At 66.8% G+C, this 19,292-nt stretch carries 16 protein-coding genes and 1 pseudogene; 10 read left to right on the forward strand and 7 right to left on the reverse strand.

What is annotated here, in order from left to right; genetic code table 11:
* Positions 1-117 precede the first annotated feature (117 nt).
* The 6 genes from HOP03_11150 to HOP03_11175 all read left to right on the forward strand — a co-directional run bounded on the left by HOP03_11150 (position 118) and on the right by HOP03_11175 (position 6,465).
* Positions 118-1,476 (forward strand): TRZ/ATZ family hydrolase, encoded by a 1,359-nt coding sequence (locus tag HOP03_11150; GenBank protein ID NOT88728.1) that lies wholly within the window; start codon positions 118-120, stop codon positions 1,474-1,476.
* A 16-nt stretch (positions 1,477-1,492) separates the two neighbouring features.
* Positions 1,493-2,206: a bifunctional 2-polyprenyl-6-hydroxyphenol methylase/3-demethylubiquinol 3-O-methyltransferase UbiG gene (gene ubiG, locus HOP03_11155; protein NOT88729.1), complete on the forward strand. Its 714-nt coding sequence runs from the start codon at positions 1,493-1,495 to the stop codon at positions 2,204-2,206.
* A gap of 69 nt (positions 2,207-2,275) precedes the next feature.
* The gene (locus HOP03_11160) at positions 2,276-3,010 is read left to right on the forward strand and encodes a phosphoglycolate phosphatase (protein ID NOT88730.1); all 735 of its coding nucleotides are present in this window, start codon (positions 2,276-2,278) and stop codon (positions 3,008-3,010) included.
* The gene (locus HOP03_11165) at positions 3,007-3,702 is read left to right on the forward strand and encodes a phytoene/squalene synthase family protein (GenBank protein NOT88731.1); all 696 of its coding nucleotides are present in this window, start codon (positions 3,007-3,009) and stop codon (positions 3,700-3,702) included. The genes HOP03_11160 and HOP03_11165 overlap by 4 nt, the downstream gene beginning before the upstream one ends.
* A gap of 117 nt (positions 3,703-3,819) precedes the next feature.
* The gene (locus HOP03_11170) at positions 3,820-4,725 is read left to right on the forward strand and encodes a GTP cyclohydrolase I FolE2 (protein NOT88732.1); all 906 of its coding nucleotides are present in this window, start codon (positions 3,820-3,822) and stop codon (positions 4,723-4,725) included.
* A 210-nt stretch (positions 4,726-4,935) separates the two neighbouring features.
* Positions 4,936-6,465, forward strand: coding sequence for a hypothetical protein (locus HOP03_11175; protein NOT88733.1), 1,530 nt, complete (start codon positions 4,936-4,938; stop codon positions 6,463-6,465).
* Between the two features lie 151 nt (positions 6,466-6,616).
* Here HOP03_11175 and HOP03_11180 read toward each other — a convergent pair whose 3' ends face one another.
* Genes HOP03_11180 through yidD form a run of 3 tightly spaced genes read right to left on the reverse strand, consistent with a single transcriptional unit; the run spans position 6,617 to position 9,142 of the window.
* Positions 6,617-7,534, reverse strand: coding sequence for a M23 family metallopeptidase (locus tag HOP03_11180; GenBank protein ID NOT88734.1), 918 nt, complete (start codon positions 7,532-7,534; stop codon positions 6,617-6,619).
* Positions 7,531-8,901: a dihydroorotase gene (locus HOP03_11185; GenBank protein ID NOT88735.1), complete on the reverse strand. Its 1,371-nt coding sequence runs from the start codon at positions 8,899-8,901 to the stop codon at positions 7,531-7,533. The genes HOP03_11180 and HOP03_11185 overlap by 4 nt, the downstream gene beginning before the upstream one ends.
* Positions 8,882-9,142 carry a membrane protein insertion efficiency factor YidD gene (gene yidD, locus HOP03_11190; GenBank protein NOT88736.1) on the reverse strand — a complete coding sequence of 87 codons (261 nt, stop codon included), beginning with the start codon at positions 9,140-9,142 and terminating at the stop codon, positions 8,882-8,884. Before yidD ends, HOP03_11185 begins: the two co-directional genes overlap by 20 nt.
* Positions 9,143-9,246: 104 nt before the next feature.
* Here yidD and dksA point away from each other — a divergent pair, with 104 nt between their 5' ends.
* On the forward strand, positions 9,247-10,410 hold the full coding sequence (gene dksA, locus HOP03_11195) for an RNA polymerase-binding protein DksA (GenBank protein NOT88737.1): 1,164 nt from the start codon (positions 9,247-9,249) through the stop codon (positions 10,408-10,410).
* Between the two features lie 81 nt (positions 10,411-10,491).
* Here the strand turns inward: dksA and bglX are convergent, their stop codons facing one another.
* The 4 genes from bglX to HOP03_11215 form a co-directional block, all read right to left on the reverse strand.
* Entirely contained in the window at positions 10,492-12,783 is a 2,292-nt protein-coding gene (gene bglX / locus HOP03_11200) for a beta-glucosidase BglX (GenBank protein NOT88738.1), read from the reverse strand.
* A 77-nt stretch (positions 12,784-12,860) separates the two neighbouring features.
* The gene (locus tag HOP03_11205) at positions 12,861-14,156 is read right to left on the reverse strand and encodes an MFS transporter (protein ID NOT88739.1); all 1,296 of its coding nucleotides are present in this window, start codon (positions 14,154-14,156) and stop codon (positions 12,861-12,863) included.
* 19 nt (positions 14,157-14,175) lie between these two features.
* Entirely contained in the window at positions 14,176-14,631 is a 456-nt protein-coding gene (locus HOP03_11210; GenBank protein NOT88740.1) for a SufE family protein, read from the reverse strand.
* 267 nt (positions 14,632-14,898) lie between these two features.
* A complete protein-coding gene (locus tag HOP03_11215) occupies positions 14,899-16,275 on the reverse strand; it encodes a cysteine--tRNA ligase (GenBank protein ID NOT88741.1) in 1,377 nt (458 codons plus the stop codon).
* Between the two features lie 206 nt (positions 16,276-16,481).
* On the opposite strand from HOP03_11215, the pseudogene HOP03_11220 reads away from it, so the two are divergent.
* The 3 genes and pseudogenes from HOP03_11220 to HOP03_11230 all read left to right on the forward strand — a co-directional run bounded on the left by HOP03_11220 (position 16,482) and on the right by HOP03_11230 (position 19,286).
* Positions 16,482-16,769 (forward strand): annotated as a pseudogene (locus tag HOP03_11220) (hypothetical protein).
* Between the two features lie 291 nt (positions 16,770-17,060).
* On the forward strand, positions 17,061-18,065 hold the full coding sequence (locus HOP03_11225) for an N-acetylornithine carbamoyltransferase (protein ID NOT88742.1): 1,005 nt from the start codon (positions 17,061-17,063) through the stop codon (positions 18,063-18,065).
* Between the two features lie 21 nt (positions 18,066-18,086).
* Positions 18,087-19,286 (forward strand): argininosuccinate synthase, encoded by a 1,200-nt coding sequence (locus HOP03_11230; protein NOT88743.1) that lies wholly within the window; start codon positions 18,087-18,089, stop codon positions 19,284-19,286.
* Positions 19,287-19,292 lie beyond the last annotated feature (6 nt).

Here is a 19,292-nt window from a genome sequence, read left to right on the forward strand (position 1 = left end):
AGTACGGTATCCGCACCCGTCGCTGGATCATGAATTGAGGAAAAGCGTCGCGACTTCCGTCGCTCCTGCAAGAGCGTTGGATCGCTTTGGCAGGTTGCGGAATGCGACAATGCCGCCATGACCTATCAGCCCGTTTCCGAATCCCTCGCGCCTGAATCCTGCGATCTGCTGATCGAGGCCCGTTATGTAATCCCCGTCGAGCCGCGCGGCGTCGTGCTCGAACACCATGCGGTCGCGGTGCGCGATGGCGTCATCCTCGCAGTGCTGCCGATCGAAGAAGCGCGCCGGCTGTTCGCCGCGCGCGACACCGTCACCCGGCCCGAGGGTGTGCTGATCCCGGGCCTGATCAACGCCCACTGCCACAACCCGATGACGCTGATGCGCGGCGTGGCCGACGACCTGCCGCTGAAGCAGTGGCTGCAGGAACACATCTGGCCGATCGAGGGCGCGATCATGGGCCCCGACTACGTGGCCGATGGGGTCGCCTTCGCGATCGCCGAGATGCTGCGCGGCGGCACCACCTGCTGCAACGAGAATTACTTCTTCCCCGACGTGCAGGCCGCGACCTACAAGCGCTACGGCTTCCGCGCGCGGGTCGGTCTGCCGGTGATCGATTTCCCCACCGCCTGGGCGAAGAGCGACGACGAGTATTTCGATCGCGGCGGTGAAGTGCACGACCAGTGGCGCGACGACGGATTGATCGCAACGGCCTTCGCGCCGCATGCGCCGTACACCGTCTCGGACGACAATTTCGAGCGCATCCGCATGCTCGCCGACCAGCTCGATATCCCGGTGCACCTGCATACGCACGAGACCGCGCAGGAAGTGCAGCAGTCGCAGGAGAAGCATGGCCAGCGTCCGCTGGCGCGGCTGGATCGCCTGGGCCTGGTCAACGATCGCCTGATCGCCGTGCACATGACCCAGCTCACCGACGCCGAGATCGCGCTCTGCGCCGGGCGCGGGGTCAGCGTGGTGCATTGCCCGGAATCGAATCTGAAGCTGGCCTCCGGGTTTTGTCCGGTGGCCAGGCTCGAACGCGCGGGCGTCACCGTCGCGATCGGCACCGACGGCTGCGCCAGCAACAACGACCTCGACATGTTCGGCGAACTGCGCACCGCCGCGCTGCTCGCGAAAGCGGTGGCCGACGACGCCGCTGCGTTCGACGCCGCCAGCGCGCTGCATGCGGCCACGCTGGGCAGCGCCAGGGCGATGGGTTTCGATCACCTGGTCGGCTCGATCGAGCCGGAAAAACAGGCCGACCTGGCCTGCATCGATCTGTCGGCGCTGGAAACCCAGCCGCTGCATCACGTGCTGTCGCAACTGGTCTACGCCACCGGCCGCCATCAGGTCACCGATGTCTGGGTCGCCGGCAAGCCGAAACTGCGCGATCGCATCCTGGTCGACATGGACATCGTTGCGCTGGTCGCGAACGCGAAACAATGGCGCGCGCGGATCGGTGCGGTGAAAGTGGGTTGAGGGGCATCGAAAACGAATGAACACGGCAGAACAGCACGACAACTACAGCCAGATCGAACTCGACAAGTTCAACGCTCTGGCGAACCGCTGGTGGGACCCGCAAGGCCCGCAGAAACCCCTGCACGTCCTGAATCCCGCGCGCCTGGATTACATCCGCGAACGCACGACGCTGCACGGCGCGCGCGTGCTCGACGTCGGCTGCGGCGCCGGCCTGTTGAGCGAAGCGCTGGCGCGCGAAGGCGCGCACGTCATCGCGATCGACCTGGCCCCGGACCTGATCAGGATCGCGAAACTGCATCGGCTCGAATCCGGCGTCGAAGTCGATTACCGCCTCGCTGCGGTCGAATCCCTGGCCGAAGACATGCCGGCCAGCTTCGATGCCATCGCCTGCATGGAAATGCTCGAACACGTGCCCGATCCGGCGGCGGTGATCGCCGCCTGCGCGACGCTGTTGAAGCCGGGTGGCCGCCTGTTCCTGTCCACGCTCAATCGCACGCCCGCCGCGTTCGCGCTGGCCATCGTCGGCGCCGAGTACGTCGCGCGGATGCTGCCGAAAGGAACGCATCAGTACCGCGATTTCATCAAGCCTTCGGAACTCGCGGCATGGTTGCGCGCAGCGCGGTTCGAACTCGAGGACGTGAGTGGCCTGATCTACGATCCGCTGCGCCACACCGCGCGCGTCGGCAGCCGTACCGATGTGAATTACCTCGCGTGCGCAGTGAAGCCTTGATGTTGCATTGCAGGAAGGGCTTCAGCCCCGAGTGATGCATGTCGGGCTGAGGCCCCTCCCACAAGATCGATCCGCCATCCGAATCCGTTGGAGCCACCGTTGTCCCAGATCCGCTTCTCCCAAGGTGTGTACCCGCGCGGCGTCCTGTTCGACCTCGACGGCACCCTGCTCGACAGCGCGCCCGACATGGTCGAGGCGATCAACATCCTGCGCCGCGAGCGCGGCGAGCCCGACATGGCGCACGAACTGCTGCGCCCGCATGTGTCCAAGGGCGCGCGGGCGATGATCGGCGCATCGTTCGCGCATCTGGATCACGACGCGCGCGAAGCGCTGGTGAAGCCATTCCTCGACGCCTACGAAGGCATCATCGGTCGCTATTGCGTGCTGTTCGACGGCATCGCCGAGATGCTCGAAGCGCTGGAAGCCGACGGCGTGCGCTGGGGCATCGTCACCAACAAGCCCGAATACCTGGCGAAACTGCTGATGCCGATCCTCGGCTGGAACGAACGCTGCAGCGTGATGATCGGCGGCGATTCGCTGCCCGAGCGCAAGCCGCATCCGCTGCCGCTGCTGCATTCGGCCGAAGTCCTCGGCGTCGCCGCACAGGATTGCGTGTACGTCGGCGACGACGAGCGCGATATCGTCGCCGCGCGTGCAGCCGGCATGCCATCGATCGTCGCGCTGTGGGGCTATCGTCTGCCCGGCGTCGATCCGCTGGACTGGAAGGGCGACGTGATGATCGAGCAGCCGCGGACGCTGCTGGATCCGGAGGTCTGGCCGGCCGTGGTGGCGCAGCCGCTGTGAGCGATCCGTCCGCCGCCGATGACGCGCTCGACGACTTCCTGGGCAAATGGCGCGGACGTTGGCCGGAATGGCGGATTGCCCAGGTCTTCGTCGCCGAATCGCAGCGCGCGACCGCCGAAGCGTGGTTCGCGCTGCTGCAGGAATGGACCGACGCGGCGTGGGCCGGCGATGACCCCACGCCGGGTTCCGCCAAGCTGATCTGGTGGCAGGAAGAACTGCTCGGCTGGTCGAAAGGCGTGCGTCGCCACCCGCTCGGGCGTGTACTGCAGAAGCAGCCGGCGCCGTGGGCGACGCTCGCGGCTGCATTGCCGGCCTTGCAGGCGGTGCGCGAGCCGCTGCGCGCCGGGGCCGAGCCACAGACGCTGTATGCGTCGCTGCAGCCATTGGCGGTCGCCATGGCCGACTGCGAGCGCGCTTTGTTCGCGCCGGAGGCCGCGCCCGTCGCCGATGCCTTCGCGCTGCTCGCCGCGCACGCGCTGTGGCATCGCGACGAGGCCGCGGCTGCGACCCGTATCAGGGATTGGGCACGGGGGCTTGCAGCCGCCACGCGGCTGCGCGCGGGATCGCGTCCACGCCGCATCCATGACACCTTGAGCCGGGCGCGGTTGCAGCGCCTCGCCACGCGCGGCGAGGTGTCGGCGCTGTCGCCGATGGCGGCGCTGTGGCGGAGCTGGCGCGCGGCGCGCGGCTGAGCCCCAAAACGCAGCGTTCCGGCGCGATTCCGGAAGCTGCCGGCCGGGCTGGGTACAATGGCCGCCCCCCTGCCGTCCCGTCCCTCCTCCGTGACTTTGCGCCCCGATTCGTATCCGATGCCCGATGTGGCCGGCGATGCCGCCGCAGCCGCGCGCGCGCTCGATTGGGTGGGCATGCGCAATGTCGCGCTGCCGCTGCGGGTGCGCGGCGAAGATGGCGTGGTGATGCAGGTGCCGGCGTCGGTCGATGTGCTGGTCGATCTTCGCGATCCCGATGCGCGCGGCATCCACATGTCGCGGCTGTATCTGCAGTTGCAGGACGCGTTGATCGAAGACGTGCTGACGCCCGCGCGCCTGCGCCGCGTGCTGCAGGACTGCATCGAATCGCAGGGCGCGCTGTCGTCGTCCGCGCGGCTTGCGCTGCGCTTCGATCTGATGCGCAGGCGCCGCGCGCTGGCCAGCGACAACAGCGGCTGGAAGCGCTATCCGCTGGAAATCGATGCGATGCTCGCGAACGGCCACCTGACCCTGACGCTGGCGTTCTCGGTCGAATACTCCAGCACCTGTCCGGCGTCGGCGGCGCTGTCGCGCCAGCTCAATGCCGAGCGCTTCGCGGAGGATTTCGCGGCTGCGCACCCGCTGTCCACCCAGGTCGTGCGCGATTGGCTGGCATCGGAACGCGGGCTTGCCGCGACGCCGCACGCGCAGCGCAGCCGCGCCGACATCAAGGTCGAACTGCAGCCGGCATTCGACGAGCTGCCGGTCGCCGATCTGATCGATCGCGCCGAAGCCGCGCTGGGCACGCCGGTGCAGACGGCGGTGAAGCGCGAGGACGAACAGGCGTTCGCGAAGCTCAACGCCGAGAACCTGATGTTCTGCGAGGACGCCGCGCGTCGCGTCGCCGCCGCGCTCGCCGACGATGCGCGCTTGCAGCGTTTCGACGTGAGGGTCGCGCATTTCGAAAGCCTGCATCCGCACGACGCGGTGGCGCAGGTGTCCGGCAAGGGTCGCGCCGTCGACTGAAACCGATGGACGTCGTCCATCGATCGACCGCTTGCGGCATGCGCCGGCATTCGACGACCGAGCCGCCCTCGATTGTGAACGCATTCCGATGTCCGTATGCTCGCGGCGTTCATGGCGAATGCCATGGACGACCACGCCATGCGGGATGCTGCGCGAGGATTCAGGGGCGCAAGGCATCTCCGCCAATCATCGATCGACACAGGAGGTCACATGAAGATGCGTTTACTCGCGTTGCTGCCCGCAGCGCTGCTGCTCGCCGCTTGCAACAAGGAAGCACCACCCTCCGAGCCGGCACAACCGGCCGAAACCGCGCCGAAGCCGGAGGTGGCCATCGCAGGCATCAAGCCTGTCGATATTCCCGCTGGTTATGGCTATCCCGGCAACCGCGACGAGTTCCAGGCCTGGGCCGATACCTGGCAGATCGACAACATCACCACCGCCGCCTGGAATCTGTGGGCCGGCATGACCAGCGCTTCCGGACAGAGCTGGGACGACAGCAGTCTGCCGGTATGGGAAACCTGGTGCGGCAACGAAGAAGTCTTCAGTGCCAATGGCTGCACATCGCTCGGCCGCCCGGCACGCAAGTTCAAACTCGCCACGCAGCTCAGCCACGGCGCGCGCAAGGCCGGCCTGCCGCTGCCTGCCGACGGGCAGGTGGTGTCGTTCAACAAATTCAATCCGGCGATGGTGACCTACCTGTCCACGCCGCAAGCGACCAACGGCAGCAATTACAGCTACATCTCGGCCACCGACCTGAGCAATCTCAATGCCGCCTGGCCTGCGGGCACGGCGGTGAGCGCCCGCAAAGTGGTGGATGCGCCGTACACGCCGGATGGCGGCGATGCGCTGGGCTCCACCGCGATGGAAACCAAGCCGGTGATCTTCGTGGTCAAGGCGACCGGCCTCACGCCGATGCCGCTGTGGATGGGCCCGCAGTTCTCGACCACGCCCGCGAACGCGACGCCCGAGACCTGGTTCAACTGCGTGTTGCTCGATCCCGCCAGCACCGCGGGCCCCGACACCACGCCGGTGCCGGCCACGCCCGCGCAGATCGCGCAGATCGTCCCGGGCTCGACGATGTCCTGCAAGACGTATCTGTATGCGCCGTTGTCGACCATCTACAGCTTCAAGATGGATGCTGCGGAAGCCAGCGATTGGAATGCGCTCCTCAACAGCTCCGGCGACGGCGGCCAAGGCGTGACCGCCGTGGCCGGCGACTTCGGCGTGCTGGCGGGCATGCACGTCAACAGCAAGACGATCGTCAACTGGACGTGGGAAACCTTCTGGTGGCAACCCGGCGACGATGCGCCGAACAACTTCCCCGGCAGCAAGCAGGGCATGACCGACAACGTGACCGGCGCATGGCGCAACTATGCGATGTGCACGGCCTGGAACCAGACCAAGGGCAATGCATCGAAGGAGATGGTGGTCTGTTTCAACCCGTTCCTGGAAACCTCCAGCGGCATTCCTTCCGGCCAGACCAGCAACTGCGTGAGCTGTCATGGCACCGCCACTGCGGGGGCGTTGTCGAACAGCCAGCTCGCCACGATGAACTATCCGGCCAACTACGGTGCGCCGATCGACTTCAACACGAACGCCTGCACCCAGTCGACGCCGCCCGGCAGCCAGACCTGCTTCGCCGATTTCACGAAGACCGATTTCTCGTGGGCGATTCCGCAGAACGCGATCGTGCCGCCGGCAGCGCCTGCGCCCGCGCCTGCCGCGGAAGCGAAGCCGTAGGTTCCGATCCATCGCAATGCGAAACGGCCCGATCGCGAGACCGGGCCGTTTCGTTTCGACCATCGCCGCCGGCAACCGGGATGAAAGCATTGAACTCATTAGCGCGCGTGCAGCAGTAGAGAGTCGCCGTGCGCGGTTGTGAATGATGCGCTTACTTCGCGAGCTCCAGCACCAGCAGCGGGTCGATGCGCGCGTCGAACCAGTTCATCCCCCAATGCAGATGCGGCCCGGTCGCGCGGCCGGTGGCGCCGACAGCGCCGAATACCTGTCCTTGTTCGACACGATCTCCCACTTTCACATCGATGCGCGAGAGATGCAGGAAATTGGAGCTGATCCCCGCGCCATGATCGATCACGACGGTGCCGCCGGTGAGATACAGCGACGGCGATGCGAAGGTGACGATGCCGGCGGCGGGCGCTTTGACCGGCGTGCCGTTCGCGGCGGCGATGTCCATCCCCGAATGCGGCGATTTCGGCGTGCCGTTGTACACGCGCTGGTTGCCGAAACGGCCGCTGATCCGGCCCTGCACCGGCCAGATGAACGGCTGCGCGAAATCCTCGCGCGCATCGTCGCGCGTGCGCACCGCCGCGACGGACGATTGCTCGCGTGCGATGCGCGCGGCGATCTCCGGCGGCGGGTTGACCGTGTCCGGCGGCACGCCGTCGATCGTCTCGATCGGCCAGTCGCGCGGCAGGATCTCCACGGTGTACTGCTTTTTCCCGGCCACGGGCTCATTCACGACGACCGTCACCGACCCGGTGGCATCGCGTCCGACCGAGAAGACGAAACGTCCGTTCGGTGAAACGCGCAGGCTGCGGTCGCCGTATCGCACGCCGGCGCCCGGGTCGGTGATGCCGACGATCATCGCGCCTTGCTGCACGGATGTCGGCAGTTCGGTTTTCCGGTACGGCAGGATCGAGGCGGCGGGCGATGCCGAAGCGGCGGGCGTTGCCGGCGTCGTTCCGCGGTCGGGCGAGGATTTTTTCGTCTGCGCGGTCGTCGTCCCGCACGCGGCGAGGGTCAACGCCAGCGCTGCAGCAAGCGGCGCGAGTGTCGTTGCGCGCCTCATCGGTCGAACTCCAGGCGCATGCCGCGCGGTCCGCCGACGATCTGCCGTCCGTCCCAGGCGAGGTGGCCGTTGACCCAGGTCGAGGCGATGCGCGAGCGGAAGACAGTGCCTTCGAACGGCGACCAGCCGCATTTCGACAGCACCTGTCCGCGCTTCACCGTGAACGGCGTGTCGTCGATCAGCACCAGATCCGCGCGATAGCCTTCGCGCAGGAAGCCGCGTTCCTTCACGTCGAACAATTGCGCCGGCGCATGCGCGAATTTCTGCACGACCTGCGCGGTGCTCAGGCGCCCTTCGTGCACGCATTCCAGCGCGGCGTTCAGCGCGAACTGCACCAGTGGCAGGCCGCTGGGCGCGCGCAGGTAGGGATGCTGTTTTTCTTCCAGCGTATGCGGTGCGTGATCGGTCGCGAGCACGTCGATCGTATCCTCGGCCAGTGCGCGGACCAGCGCCTCGCGGTCGTTGGGGTCCTTGATCGCGGGATTGCATTTGATGAAATTGCCGAGCCGGGCGTAATCGCTGCGGTCGAAGCGCAGGAAATGGATGCAGGTCTCGGCGGTGATGCGCTTGCGGCTGCCGTCGGCGCGGACCAGCGGGCCGCGCTCGAACAGCGCGAGCTCGTCCGCGGTCGAGATATGCAGCACATGCAGGCGCGCGTCGTGCCTGCGCGCGAGCGAGATCGCCAGTTCGGTCGATTTGACGCAGGCCGCACGCGAGCGGATCTCGCCATGGAATTCCACCGGAATGTCGTCGCCGTATCTTGCGCGGTACTTCGCAAGCTCCGCGTCGATCATCGGAGTGTCTTCGCAGTGGGTGATGATCGGCGTCGGCGCGTCGCGGAACACGGCGTCCAGCACCACCGGGTCGTCGACCAGCATGTTGCCGGTGGAGGCGCCCATGAAGATCTTCACGCCGGGCGTGGTGAGCGGATCGATCGCGCGGATGTCGTCGATGTTGCCGGTGCTGGTGCCCATGTAGAAGCCATGGTTGCCCCAGGCACGACCAGCGGCCCGCTGGTACTTGTCTTCCAGCGCATCGCTGTCCAGCGTCGGTGGGCTGGTATTGGGCATGTCCATGAAGCTGGTGAGGCCGCCGGCCACCGCCGCCGCCGACTCGGTCGCGATATTGCCCTTGTACTCGAGCCCCGGTTCGCGGAAGTGGACCTGGTCGTCGATCATCCCCGGCAGCAGCCGGCTGCCGTCGGCGTCGATCACGATGTCGCCCGGTCGTGCGGCCAGACCGCTGCCGATCGCGTCGATCCGGCCGTCGACGAAGCGCAGGTCGCCGTCGAACTCCCGGCCTTCGTTGACCAGGCGGGCGTTGACGATGAGGGTGGGGGATGGGTGGTCATCTGGGGGCGCTCGAATCGGGGCGTGGCGGCACGGGATTGTGCCTGCCGGGGCNCAGGGGGTGGCAGCGCGACAGGCGCCTGGCGGTCATCCAGCTGCCCTTGAGGGCGCCGAAACGCTGGATCGCCTCCATCGAGTATTCCGAGCAGGTCGGGACGAAGCGGCAACGCTGGCCGAGCAGGGGGCTCACCCACCGTTTGTAGAAGCGGAGTGCGGCGATCAGCAGACGGTCGATCAAGTGCGGAATCCAGCGGGGGATGCGGCGGGCGGGCCTCGCGCGAATGCGAGGTTGCTGCTGCAGTCTTGGCAGGGTATAACAGCCCGCTTTCCCGCCTCAAGGGAAGATACGAAGGATTCTCGGACGTGGCAGCAAAGAAACCCGTAAAAAAGGCCGTCAAACCACCCGCGAAAGCGGTCGCCAAGAAGCCTGCGGCCAAGAGCGCCGCAAAGCCGGCAGCCAAACCAGCCGCCAAGCCTGTGGCCAAGAAGGCCGTTAAACCGGCCGCCAAGGCCGCTGCCAAGCCGGCGGCGAAGAAGCCCGTGGTCAAGCCTGTGGCCAAGCCCGCTGCGAAGCCGGCGGTCAAGTCGGTTGCCAAGAAGCCCGCCGCCAAGCAGGCCGCGAAACCGGCGGCGAAGTCCGCTCCGGTCGCCAAGCCCGCGCCCAAGGTCGAAGTGAAGGCCCCGGTCGCCAAGCCGGCGCCCAAGGTCGAAGTGAAGGCCCCGGCCGCCAAGCCCGCGCCCAAGGCCGAAGTCAAGACACCCGCCGTCAAAGCACCCGTTGCCAAAGCGCCGGTCGCGAAGCCTGCCGCCAAGGTCGAGACCAAAGCGGCGGCCAAGCCTGCACCGACGCCGGCGCCACCGCCGACTCCGCAGCCGAAGCCCGATCAGAAACCCGATCCCAAGCCGGAACCGAAGCAGCCGGCCAAACCGCCGAAGCCCGCTCCGCGCCCGACCCCCGGCGAACCGGCCCCGAAAGTCGCCGTCAAACCTGCCGTGGTGGTCGCCCCGCGCCCCACCATGGGCAAAGTCGCGGTGGCGGTCACGTCCCGCCCTGCAACACCTCCCCCGAAAATCCAGGTGAAAGTGATTCCCTACAAAACCGACGAAGCCACCGGCCGCCCGATTCTTCCCGCCGGCTACAAGCCCGCTGCGGACGAGGAATACATGAGCGCGCTGCAGCTCGAATATTTCCGCCAGCGTCTGCTGGGTTGGCGCGCCGATCTGATCGAGGAATCGAAACAGACCATCGAGAACCTCAAGGACGAAGTGCGCGACGTGGGCGACGATGCCGAACGCGCCACCCGCGAAACCGAGAACTCGCTGGAACTGCGCACCCGCGACCGCTACCGCAAGCTGATCGGCAAGATCGACAGCACCCTCAAGCGCGTGGAAGCCGGCGAATACGGCTACAGCGTTGACTCGGGCGAAGAGATCGGCCTGCATCGCCTCGAAGCCCGTCTCACCGCCGAGCGCACCATCGACGAGCAGGAACGCTGGGAGCACCTGCAGAAGCAGCAGGGCGATTGACGCGCAGCGATCGATGCGCAACGCATGGCATCGCAACGAGAACCCCGCGGAAACGCGGGGTTTTTCGTGGGCGCGAGGCTTTCAGCGCGATCCCGGCGCAGGCGCCTCGCCGGTGACTTCGAATGTCTTCGCCAGCGTCGCATCCGAGCTGCCGCCCACGAACACGGTGAAGGTGCCGGGCTCGACGACGCGCTGCATCCGCGCGTCGTAGAAGGCCAGCGCATCCGGCGCGAGATCGAAAGAGAGCGTGCGGCGCTCGCGCGGGCGCAGATGGATACGGCGGAAGCCGCGCAGTTCGCGCACGGGGCGGGTGATGCTGGCGACATCGTCGCGCAGATACACCTGCACCACGTCGTCGCCCGCGCGCGCGCCGGTGTTCTCGACCGTGATCTCGACGCGCTGGGTGTCGTCCGCGCGCATTTTCGCCTTGGCGATGCGCAGGCCGTCGTAGCGGAACGTGGTGTAGCTCAGGCCGTAGCCGAACGGATACAGCGGCGTCCACGGCGCATCGATGTACTTCGAGGTGTAGTGATCGGCTTCGACCGGTGGTCGGCCGGTGTTCTTGTGCGCGTAGTGGATCGGGACCTGGCCGACGTTGCGCGGGAATGTCGTCGGCAGGCGCGCGCCGGGGTTGTGATCGCCGAACAGCACGTCGGCGATGGCATTGCCCGCTTCGACGCCCGGGAACCAGGCTTCGAGGATCGCGGTCGCGTCGCGCTGCAGCGGTTCGATCGACAGCGGTCGGCCGTTGAACAGCACCGCGACCGTCGGCTTGCCCGCGGCGCGCACGGCGGCCACCAGCTGCGGCTGCACGCCGGGCAGATCCAGCGACGTGCGGCTGTTGGCTTCGGCGCTCATGTTTTCGCTTTCGCCGACGAACAGCAGCACCGCATCGGCGTCTTTCGCGATGCGCACCGCTTCGGCGAAACCCGAAGTGTCCTGGTCGCGGATCCCGGAACCGCGCGCGTACAGCACGCGGGTCTGCGGTGAAACCGCAGCGCGGACGCCCGCCAGCGCCGTGACCGCGTCTTCGGCACGGCCTTCCGCCGCCCAGTTGCCGAGCATGTCGCGGGCGTCATCGGCCAGCGGCCCGATCACCGCCAGCGTGCGGATGTTTTTCGACAGCGGCAGCACATCGCCTTCGTTCTTCAGCAGCACCAGCGTGTCGCGCGCGATCTCGCGCGCGGCGCGGCGATGCGCGGGGGTGAGCGTGCGTTCGCGCTCGCGGGTTGGGTCGCAATAGCCATACGGATCGGCGAACAGTCCGAGCCGGTACTTCGCGCGCAGGATGCGCCGCACCGAAGTGTCCACGAGCGCCTCGGGCACGCGCCCGGCGCGCACTTCGGCGGGCAGATCCTTGCGGTAGATGTCGCTGACCATGTCCACGTCGACGCTCGCGTTCAGACCCAGTCTGCCGGCAGCGGCGCGATCGGCGGCGATACCGTGGCGCATCAGTTCCATCACCCCGCTGTAATCGCTGACCACGATGCCGTCGAAGCCCCATTCGCGCCGCAGCACCCCATCGATCAGCGTCGCGTTGGCGTGCATCGGCACGCCCGAGAGTTCGTTGAACGAGGCCATCACCGAGCCCGCGCCCGCGTCGATCGCCGCGCGGAACGGCGGCAGATAGACTTCGCGCAGCGTGCGTTCGGAGATGTCGACGGTGTTGTAGTCGCGTCCGGCTTCCGCTGCGCCATAGGCGACGAAATGCTTGGCCGTGGCCAGAACCGTATCGTCGGCGCCGAGATCCTTGCCCTGGAATCCGCGCACCCGCGCCGCCGCAAAGGCCGCGCCGAGGAACGGGTCTTCGCCCGCGCCTTCGACCACGCGGCCCCAGCGCGCGTCGCGACCGATGTCCACCATCGGCGCGAAAGTCCAATGCACGCCGTGCGCGGCGGCCTCGGTGGCGGCGATGCGCGCGCTGCGTTCGGCGGCGGCCGGATCGAAGCTCGCGGCTTCGGCCAGCGGCACCGGGAAGATCGTGCGGAAACCATGGATCACGTCGTAGGCGAACAGCATCGGGATTCCGAGCCGGGATTCCTCCACCGCGATCTTCTGCAGCCGGCAGCTGCGCGCCACGCCCTGCATGCCGAGGATCGAGCCGACTTCGCCACGGCGGATCGCCTCCAGCCCGGCGGTTTCCGCAGCGGGGCCGGTGTCGTTGCCGGGACCCGGCGGCTGGTTGAGCTGCCCCAGCTTTTCTTCGAGCGTCATCCGTTCCAGCAGCGTCTCGATGAAAGCCGCTTCGCGGTTCGCGGGCGTTTCGCCAGCGGAAGCGCCGACGACGGCCGAAAACAGTGCGGTCGCGATCAGCGACTGGACGATGCGCTTCGGGCGCGGGGACGGCGTCTTCCGGGTGTTTGCGTGCGGCATGCGCGGGACCGTCGGGCCTTGAAAACGCCGAATGTAATCGGTTACATCGAATCTGTCACCCGCTGTGGACACCAGCGCTATTGCAGGTCCTTCAGATTCAACCGGCGCAGGACCGGCAGTTTCCACGCGGTGAATCCGGTCACGCCCAGGGTCATGCAGCCGCCCACGATCACGGCGGTGGTCAAGCCCAGCAGCTTCGCCATCGAGCCGGCGTAGAACGCGCCGAGTTCGTTCGATGAGCTGATGAAGATGCTGTTGATCGACGACACCCGGCCGCGCATGTGGTCGGGCGTCGCCAGTTGCAGGATGGTGGAGCGCAGCACCACGGAGACGCCATCGAACATGCCCGAGAAGAACATGCAGGCCACCGACAGCCACAGCGCTTCCGACAGGCCGAAACCGATGATGCACAGTCCGAACCCGGCGACCGCGCACAGCATGTAGCGGCCGGCGTGGCGTTCGATCGGCCGACGCGCCAGCCACAGCCCGACGATGACCGCACCGGCGGCGGGTGCCGCGCGCAACAGGCCCAGCGCTTCCGGCCCCGCGTGCAGCACGTCCTTGATGAAGGCCGGCGCCAGCGACACCGCGCCGCCGAACAGCACCGCGAACATGTCCAGCGCCATCGCGCCCAGCATCACCGGGGTCGCGAACACGAAGCGCAGGCCTTCGCCGATGCTGGCGAAGATCGGGCTGCGTTCGTGCGACAGCGCGGGCTCGGTGGTGCGCAGGGTCGCCAGCGCGAGCACCGCGACGAGTGCGCACAGGGCGCCCAGCGCGTACGCGGGACCGGCGAGCGCGGTCGATCCTGGCGGATGGAGGGCGAGTGTCTTGGCCAATCCGATCACGCCACCGCTGATCGCGGGCCCCAGCACCAGCGCCGACTGGAATACCACGCTGCCGATGCCCGAGCCCCGGGTGAACTGCTCGCGCGGCAGCACGCAGGCGAACAGGGTGTTGTAGACCGGGCCGAGGAAGGCGCGCACCGCGCCGGTGAACATGATCGCGGCGTAGATCAGCCAGAGTCGCGAGTGCACCTGCTGCGCGTCGCCGAAGACCATGCCCCAGGCGACGGCGGCGAGCAGCACCGGAGTCATCGTCAGACCGAAGCAGGCGATGATGCCGAGCCGCCGTTTCGGCAGGTGGTCGACCAGATAGCCGGCGAACGGCGCCACGCAGAAGAACGGCAGCACTTCGGCGAGCCCGATCAATCCGAGCTTCCACGGATCGTTGGTGAGTTCGTATACATGCCAGCCCACCGCGACCGCCACGATCTGGTACGACAGGATCGTGAACAGCCGGTAGCCCATCAGGCCGAGGAATGCGGGGTTGCGCAGCGGCGGCGCGGCTTGCGGCTGATCGGTGGCGATCATGCGCGCGGACTCCTGCGCATCAGTGCGTGCGTGCGGCGCGTTCGCGCAAAGCGTCCTGCGCGGTGGCCTTGACGAACGCGAGCAGCGCTGCGAGGCCGTTGTTGCGCGTCGGCGAGAGATGTTTGGCCAGGCCGACATCGGCGATGTAGCGCGCGTCGGCGGTCATGATCTCGTCGGCGCTGCGGCCGGAATACACGCGCAGCGCGAGGTAGACCAGGCCGGAGACGATCGCCGAGTCGCTGGCGGCGGCGAAGTCGAGGCGGTCGGCGTCGCCCGAGGCTGCGATCCAGACCATCGATTGGCAGCCGTGCAGGCGATGGGTGTCGTTCTTCAGCGCGTCGTCCATCGGCGGCAGTTTGCGGCCGAGGTCGATCAGGTACTGGTAGCGCTCGGACCAGTCGCCGAAGAACGCGAATTCGTCGCGGATGGCGTCCTGCGCTTCGGCGGCGGTGGGTTCGAGCGGGAAGGTGGTCATTGATTGCTTTTCGTCGGAGCGACTTCAGTCGCGATGCTTCTGGTTTGTACCGGTCTTGAAGAGCTTCCGTCCGCTTCGCGGCCGGGTTCATTTCTTTTGCTGGCCCAAAAGAAACGAACCAAAGAAAAGGGCCTTCCCCGACGAAGCGAAACTGCCATCGGATGCGGTGCGGGGATTTTCCGACTCGTCATCCATGACTCGGTCGGAAAACGACGCACATCCTGTGCGTCGCCCGTTGGGTCTGTACCGGCTGTGGGCTTTCAAACATCAAGCCCGCTTCCAGCGCACGCCCTGCGCAGTGTCTTCCAGCAGGATGCCTTCGTCGGCCAGCTGCTTGCGGATCGCGTCGGCACGGGCGAAATCGCGAGCGGCTTTTGAAGTGTTGCGTTCGTCCACCAGCGACTGGATGCGCGCATCGTCGTCGTTCGAGGCGCCGCGCGCGAACCAGGCTTCCGGCGTCTGCTGCAGCAGGCCGAGGGCGATGCCGGCGCCGAGCAATTCGGACTTCAGCTTCGCGCGTTCGCCCGCGTCGTCGCTCCTGCGCGCTTCGCTGGCGAGGCGGGCGATTTCCGCCAGCGCTTGCGGCGTGTTCAGATCGTCTTCGAGTATCGCCTCGATGCCTGCGGAAATCGCGGGCGCCGCTTCGACATCCGCCAGATCCCGCAACGTGCCGTACAGGCGATCCAGCGTCCGCACCGCCTGTTCGATCAATCCATCCGACCACTCCAGCGGTTGCCGGTAATGCGCCGAGAGCAGCGCGTAGCGCAGCGCTTCCGGCGGATGTTCGCGAACCAGATCGTGGACGCGCTGGATGTTGCCGACCGACTTCGCCATCTTGCTGCCGCCGAAATTCAGCATGCCGTTGTGCAGCCACCAGTTCGCGAAGATCCTGCCGCCGTGTGCGCATTCGCTCTGCGCGACTTCATTCTCGTGATGCGGAAACTGCAGGTCGACACCGCCGGCATGGATGTCGATGGTCTCGCCGAGATGCGCTTCGGCCATCGCCGAGCATTCGATGTGCCAGCCCGGGCGGCCGATGCTCCACGGCGATTCCCAACCGGGCAGGCCTTCGGTCGACGGCTTCCACAGCACGAAATCGCCCGGGTTGCGTTTGTATGGCGCCACTTCGACGCGCGCCCCGGCGATCATGTCCTCGGGGTCGCGTCGCGACAGCTTGCCGTAGCCGGCGAAGGTGTCCACCGCGAACAGTACGTGGCCTTCCGCGGCGTAGGCGTGACCTTCGTCGATCAGGTGCTGGATCATCGCGATCATCTGCGGGATGTGCGCGGTCGCCGAGGGTTCGATGTCCGGCGCGAAATCGCCGCTGACGCCCAGCGCAGCCATGTCGTCGCGATACGCGGCAGCGTACTTGTCGGTGATCGTGGCGATCGGCGTACCGAGTTCCTTGGCCGCCGCGTTGATCTTGTCGTCGACGTCGGTGATGTTGCGGGCGTAGCGCAGCTGGCCATAGCGGCGGCGCAGCAGCGCGGCGAGCACGCCGAACACCACCGGCCCGCGTGCGTTGCCGATGTGCACGTAGTTGTAGACGGTCGGTCCGCAGACGTACATGGTCGGGCAGGTCGGGTCGAGCGGGGCGAACGCTTCGACCTGGCGGGTCAGGCTGTTGTAGAGATGCAGGGTCATGGGGATGTCGACGCGAGGGGATGGGTCGATTCTAGCGGTCGCGGGACGGTCACGACAGCGGCGGTTCAGCATGCCGGCGGCCGAGGCCCTACACTGGTCGGCCGATGAATCCACCCTCCGCCATCTTCCTGCATCGACTCGGCCTGCCGCTGCTCCTGACTGCGGCGCTGTCCGCGCAGGCGCAGACCACGGTCATCCAGACGCCCAACGTGCGCACCGAGTACGCGCAGGTGCTGCGGGTCGAGCCGGTCTATCAGACCCTGCGTGCCTATGCCGTGGAAGAGCGCTGCGACCCGCCGACCGAGGCCGGACAGCCCGGCCGGAACTGCCGTCCGCTGCGGGTGGAGCGCGAGTTCCAGCGACCGATCGCCTACGACGTCGATTACATCCATCGCGGCGTCAAATATCGCTCCCGCATCCCGTACGACCCCGGCAAGCGCTTGCGTCTGAAAGTGTCGGTCACCCCCGATATCGACGCTGCCGGCAAGCGCTGACAGTCCGCCGACGCAAGCCGCAACGCTTGCAGCCGGTCCCGGCGCATGCGAGCATTCGCCCCCTATGCAGATCGCGCAGCCCCTCTCGACGACCAGTGCCCGGATGGCCTCCGGCATGACCTCGCGCGCGCGCCGACCGGAACCCCACACGCCTGCTGGGTGATCCGGAACCGTCGTCATACGCTGCACCGACAAGATTCCACGATCAGGCCCGGCTCACCGCCGGGCCTTTTCTGTTTGCGCCGCAAAATTTTCCGCCGCTATTTCCTACCACCACCGCCGGGATCTTCCATGAAGCACTTCTTGAACACCCAGGACTGGAGCCGCGCCGAACTGGACGCCGCGCTCGCCGATGCCGCACGCTTCAAGCGCGAAAAGCTCGGCGATGCGCTCAAGGGCAAAAGCATCGCGCTGGTGTTCTTCAACCCGTCGATGCGCACCCGTACTAGCTTCGAGCTGGGCGCATTCCAGCTGGGCGGCCACGCCGTCGTGCTCGCTCCGGGCAAAGACGCCTGGCCGATCGAATTCGATCTCGGCACGGTGATGGATGGCGACACCGAAGAACACATCGCCGAAGTCGCGAAAGTGCTGAGTCGCTATGTGGACCTGATCGGCGTGCGCGCGTTCCCGAAATTCATCGACTGGTCCACCGACCGCGAAGACAAGGTGCTCAAGGGTTTTGCGAAATACGCGACCGTGCCGGTCATCAACATGGAAACCATCACCCACCCGTGCCAGGAACTGGCGCACGCGATGGCGCTGCAGGAACACTTCGGCACTTCGGACCTGCGCGGCAAGAAGTACGTGCTGACCTGGACCTACCACCCGAAGGCGTTGAACACGGCGGTTGCGAATTCCGCGCTGACCATCGCCACGCGCATGGGCATGGACGTGACTCTGCTGTGCCCGACGGCCGATTACATCCTCGATGAGCGCTACATGGGTTGGGCCGGGCGGAACGTCGCCGAAAACGGCGGCTCGCTGCAGGTGAGCCACGACATCGACAGCGCCTATGCCGGCGCCGATGTGGTCTACGCCAAGAGCTGGGGTGCGTTGCCGTTCTTCGGCAACTGGGAACCCGAAAAGCCCATCCGCGACCAGTACAAGCACTTCATGGTCGACGAACGGAAGATGGCGCTGACCAACAACGGCGTGTTCTCGCACTGCCTGCCGCTGCGCCGGAACATCAAGGCGACCGATGCAGTGATGGACGCGCCGTACTGCATCGCCGTGAACGAAGCCGAGAACCGCCTGCACGTGCAGAAAGCGGTGATGGCCGTACTCGCGAACCAATAATCCTCCCCACGGAATTTCACCATGAGCAGCCAAGACATCGTCCTCGCCTTCTCCGGCGGCCTCGACACCAGCTTCTGCGTGCCCTATCTCAAGGAGCGCGGCTGGAACGTGCATACGGTGTTCGCCGACACCGGCGGTGTCGATGCCGAGGAGCGCGCCTTCATCGAACAGCGCGCCGAGGAACTGGGCGTCGCCTCGCACCTCACCATCGACGGCGGCCCGGCGCTGTGGGACGGTTTCGTGAAGCCGTTCGTCTGGGCGGGCGAGGCATACCAGGGGCAATATCCGCTGCTGGTGTCCGATCGTTATCTGATCGTCGATGCCGCGCTGGCGCGCGCGAACGCATTGGGCACGAAGACCATCGCCCACGGCTGCACCGGCATGGGCAACGACCAGGTGCGTTTCGATCTGGCGGTGAAATCCAGCGGCGATTACGTGATCGTTGCGCCGATCCGCGAAATCCAGAAAGAGCACACCCAGACCCGCGCCTACGAACAGGCGTATCTGGAAGAACGCGGCTTCGGCGTGCGCGCCAAGCAGAAGGCGTACACGATCAACGAAAACCTGCTCGGATTGACGATGTCCGGCGGTGAGATCGACCGTTGGGAAGCGCCGGGCGAGGGCGCGCGCGGCTGGTGCGCACCGCGCAGTGAATGGCCGGAGCAGGCGCTGCAGATCACGCTGCGTTTCGTCAACGGCGAAGCGGTCGCGATCGACGGCGTCGAGATGCCGGGCGCGCGGATCCTCGCGCAGCTCAACGCGCTGTTCGCGCCGTACGGCGTCGGTCGCGGGATGTACACCGGCGACACCACCATCGGTCTCAAGGGGCGGATCGTGTACGAAGCGCCGGGCCTCACCGCGCTGCTGGTCGCGCACCGCGCGCTGGAGGAAGCGGTGCTGACCAAACAGCAGAACCGCTTCAAGCCCGACGTGGCGCGCAAATGGGTGGAACTGGTGTACGAAGGTTTCTATCACGACCCGCTGAAGACCGATCTCGAAGCCTTCCTCGCTTCCTCGCAGGCGATGGTCAACGGCGAGATCGTGATCGAAACCCGCGGCGCCCGCGTCGATGCCGTCGCGGTGCGTTCGCCGCATCTGCTCAACGCCAAGGGCGCCACCTATGCGCAATCGGCGGACTGGGGCGTGGAAGAGGCCGAAGGTTTCATCAAGTTGTTCGGCATGAGCAGCACGCTCTGGGCCGAAGTGAACAGCAGCCGCTGACCGACG

It is taken from the genome of Lysobacter sp., assembly GCA_013141175.1.
GTDB lineage: Bacteria > Pseudomonadota > Gammaproteobacteria > Xanthomonadales > Xanthomonadaceae > Lysobacter_I.

What these genes read in the sequence shown, in the direction of transcription:
- HOP03_11150 (NOT88728.1), top strand. Translation starts at nt 118, where the DNA reads ATGACCTATCAGCCCGTTTCCGAATCCCTCGCGCCTGAATCCTGCGAT.
- ubiG (NOT88729.1), top strand. Translation starts at nt 1,493, where the DNA reads ATGAACACGGCAGAACAGCACGACAACTACAGCCAGATCGAACTCGAC.
- HOP03_11170 (NOT88732.1), top strand. Translation starts at nt 3,820, where the DNA reads ATGCCCGATGTGGCCGGCGATGCCGCCGCAGCCGCGCGCGCGCTCGAT.
- HOP03_11175 (NOT88733.1), top strand. Translation starts at nt 4,936, where the DNA reads ATGAAGATGCGTTTACTCGCGTTGCTGCCCGCAGCGCTGCTGCTCGCC.
- HOP03_11180 (NOT88734.1), bottom strand. Translation starts at nt 7,534, where the DNA reads ATGAGGCGCGCAACGACACTCGCGCCGCTTGCTGCAGCGCTGGCGTTG.
- bglX (NOT88738.1), bottom strand. Translation starts at nt 12,783, where the DNA reads ATGCCGCACGCAAACACCCGGAAGACGCCGTCCCCGCGCCCGAAGCGC.
- HOP03_11205 (NOT88739.1), bottom strand. Translation starts at nt 14,156, where the DNA reads ATGATCGCCACCGATCAGCCGCAAGCCGCGCCGCCGCTGCGCAACCCC.
- HOP03_11210 (NOT88740.1), bottom strand. Translation starts at nt 14,631, where the DNA reads ATGACCACCTTCCCGCTCGAACCCACCGCCGCCGAAGCGCAGGACGCC.
- HOP03_11215 (NOT88741.1), bottom strand. Translation starts at nt 16,275, where the DNA reads ATGACCCTGCATCTCTACAACAGCCTGACCCGCCAGGTCGAAGCGTTC.
- HOP03_11225 (NOT88742.1), top strand. Translation starts at nt 17,061, where the DNA reads ATGAAGCACTTCTTGAACACCCAGGACTGGAGCCGCGCCGAACTGGAC.
- HOP03_11230 (NOT88743.1), top strand. Translation starts at nt 18,087, where the DNA reads ATGAGCAGCCAAGACATCGTCCTCGCCTTCTCCGGCGGCCTCGACACC.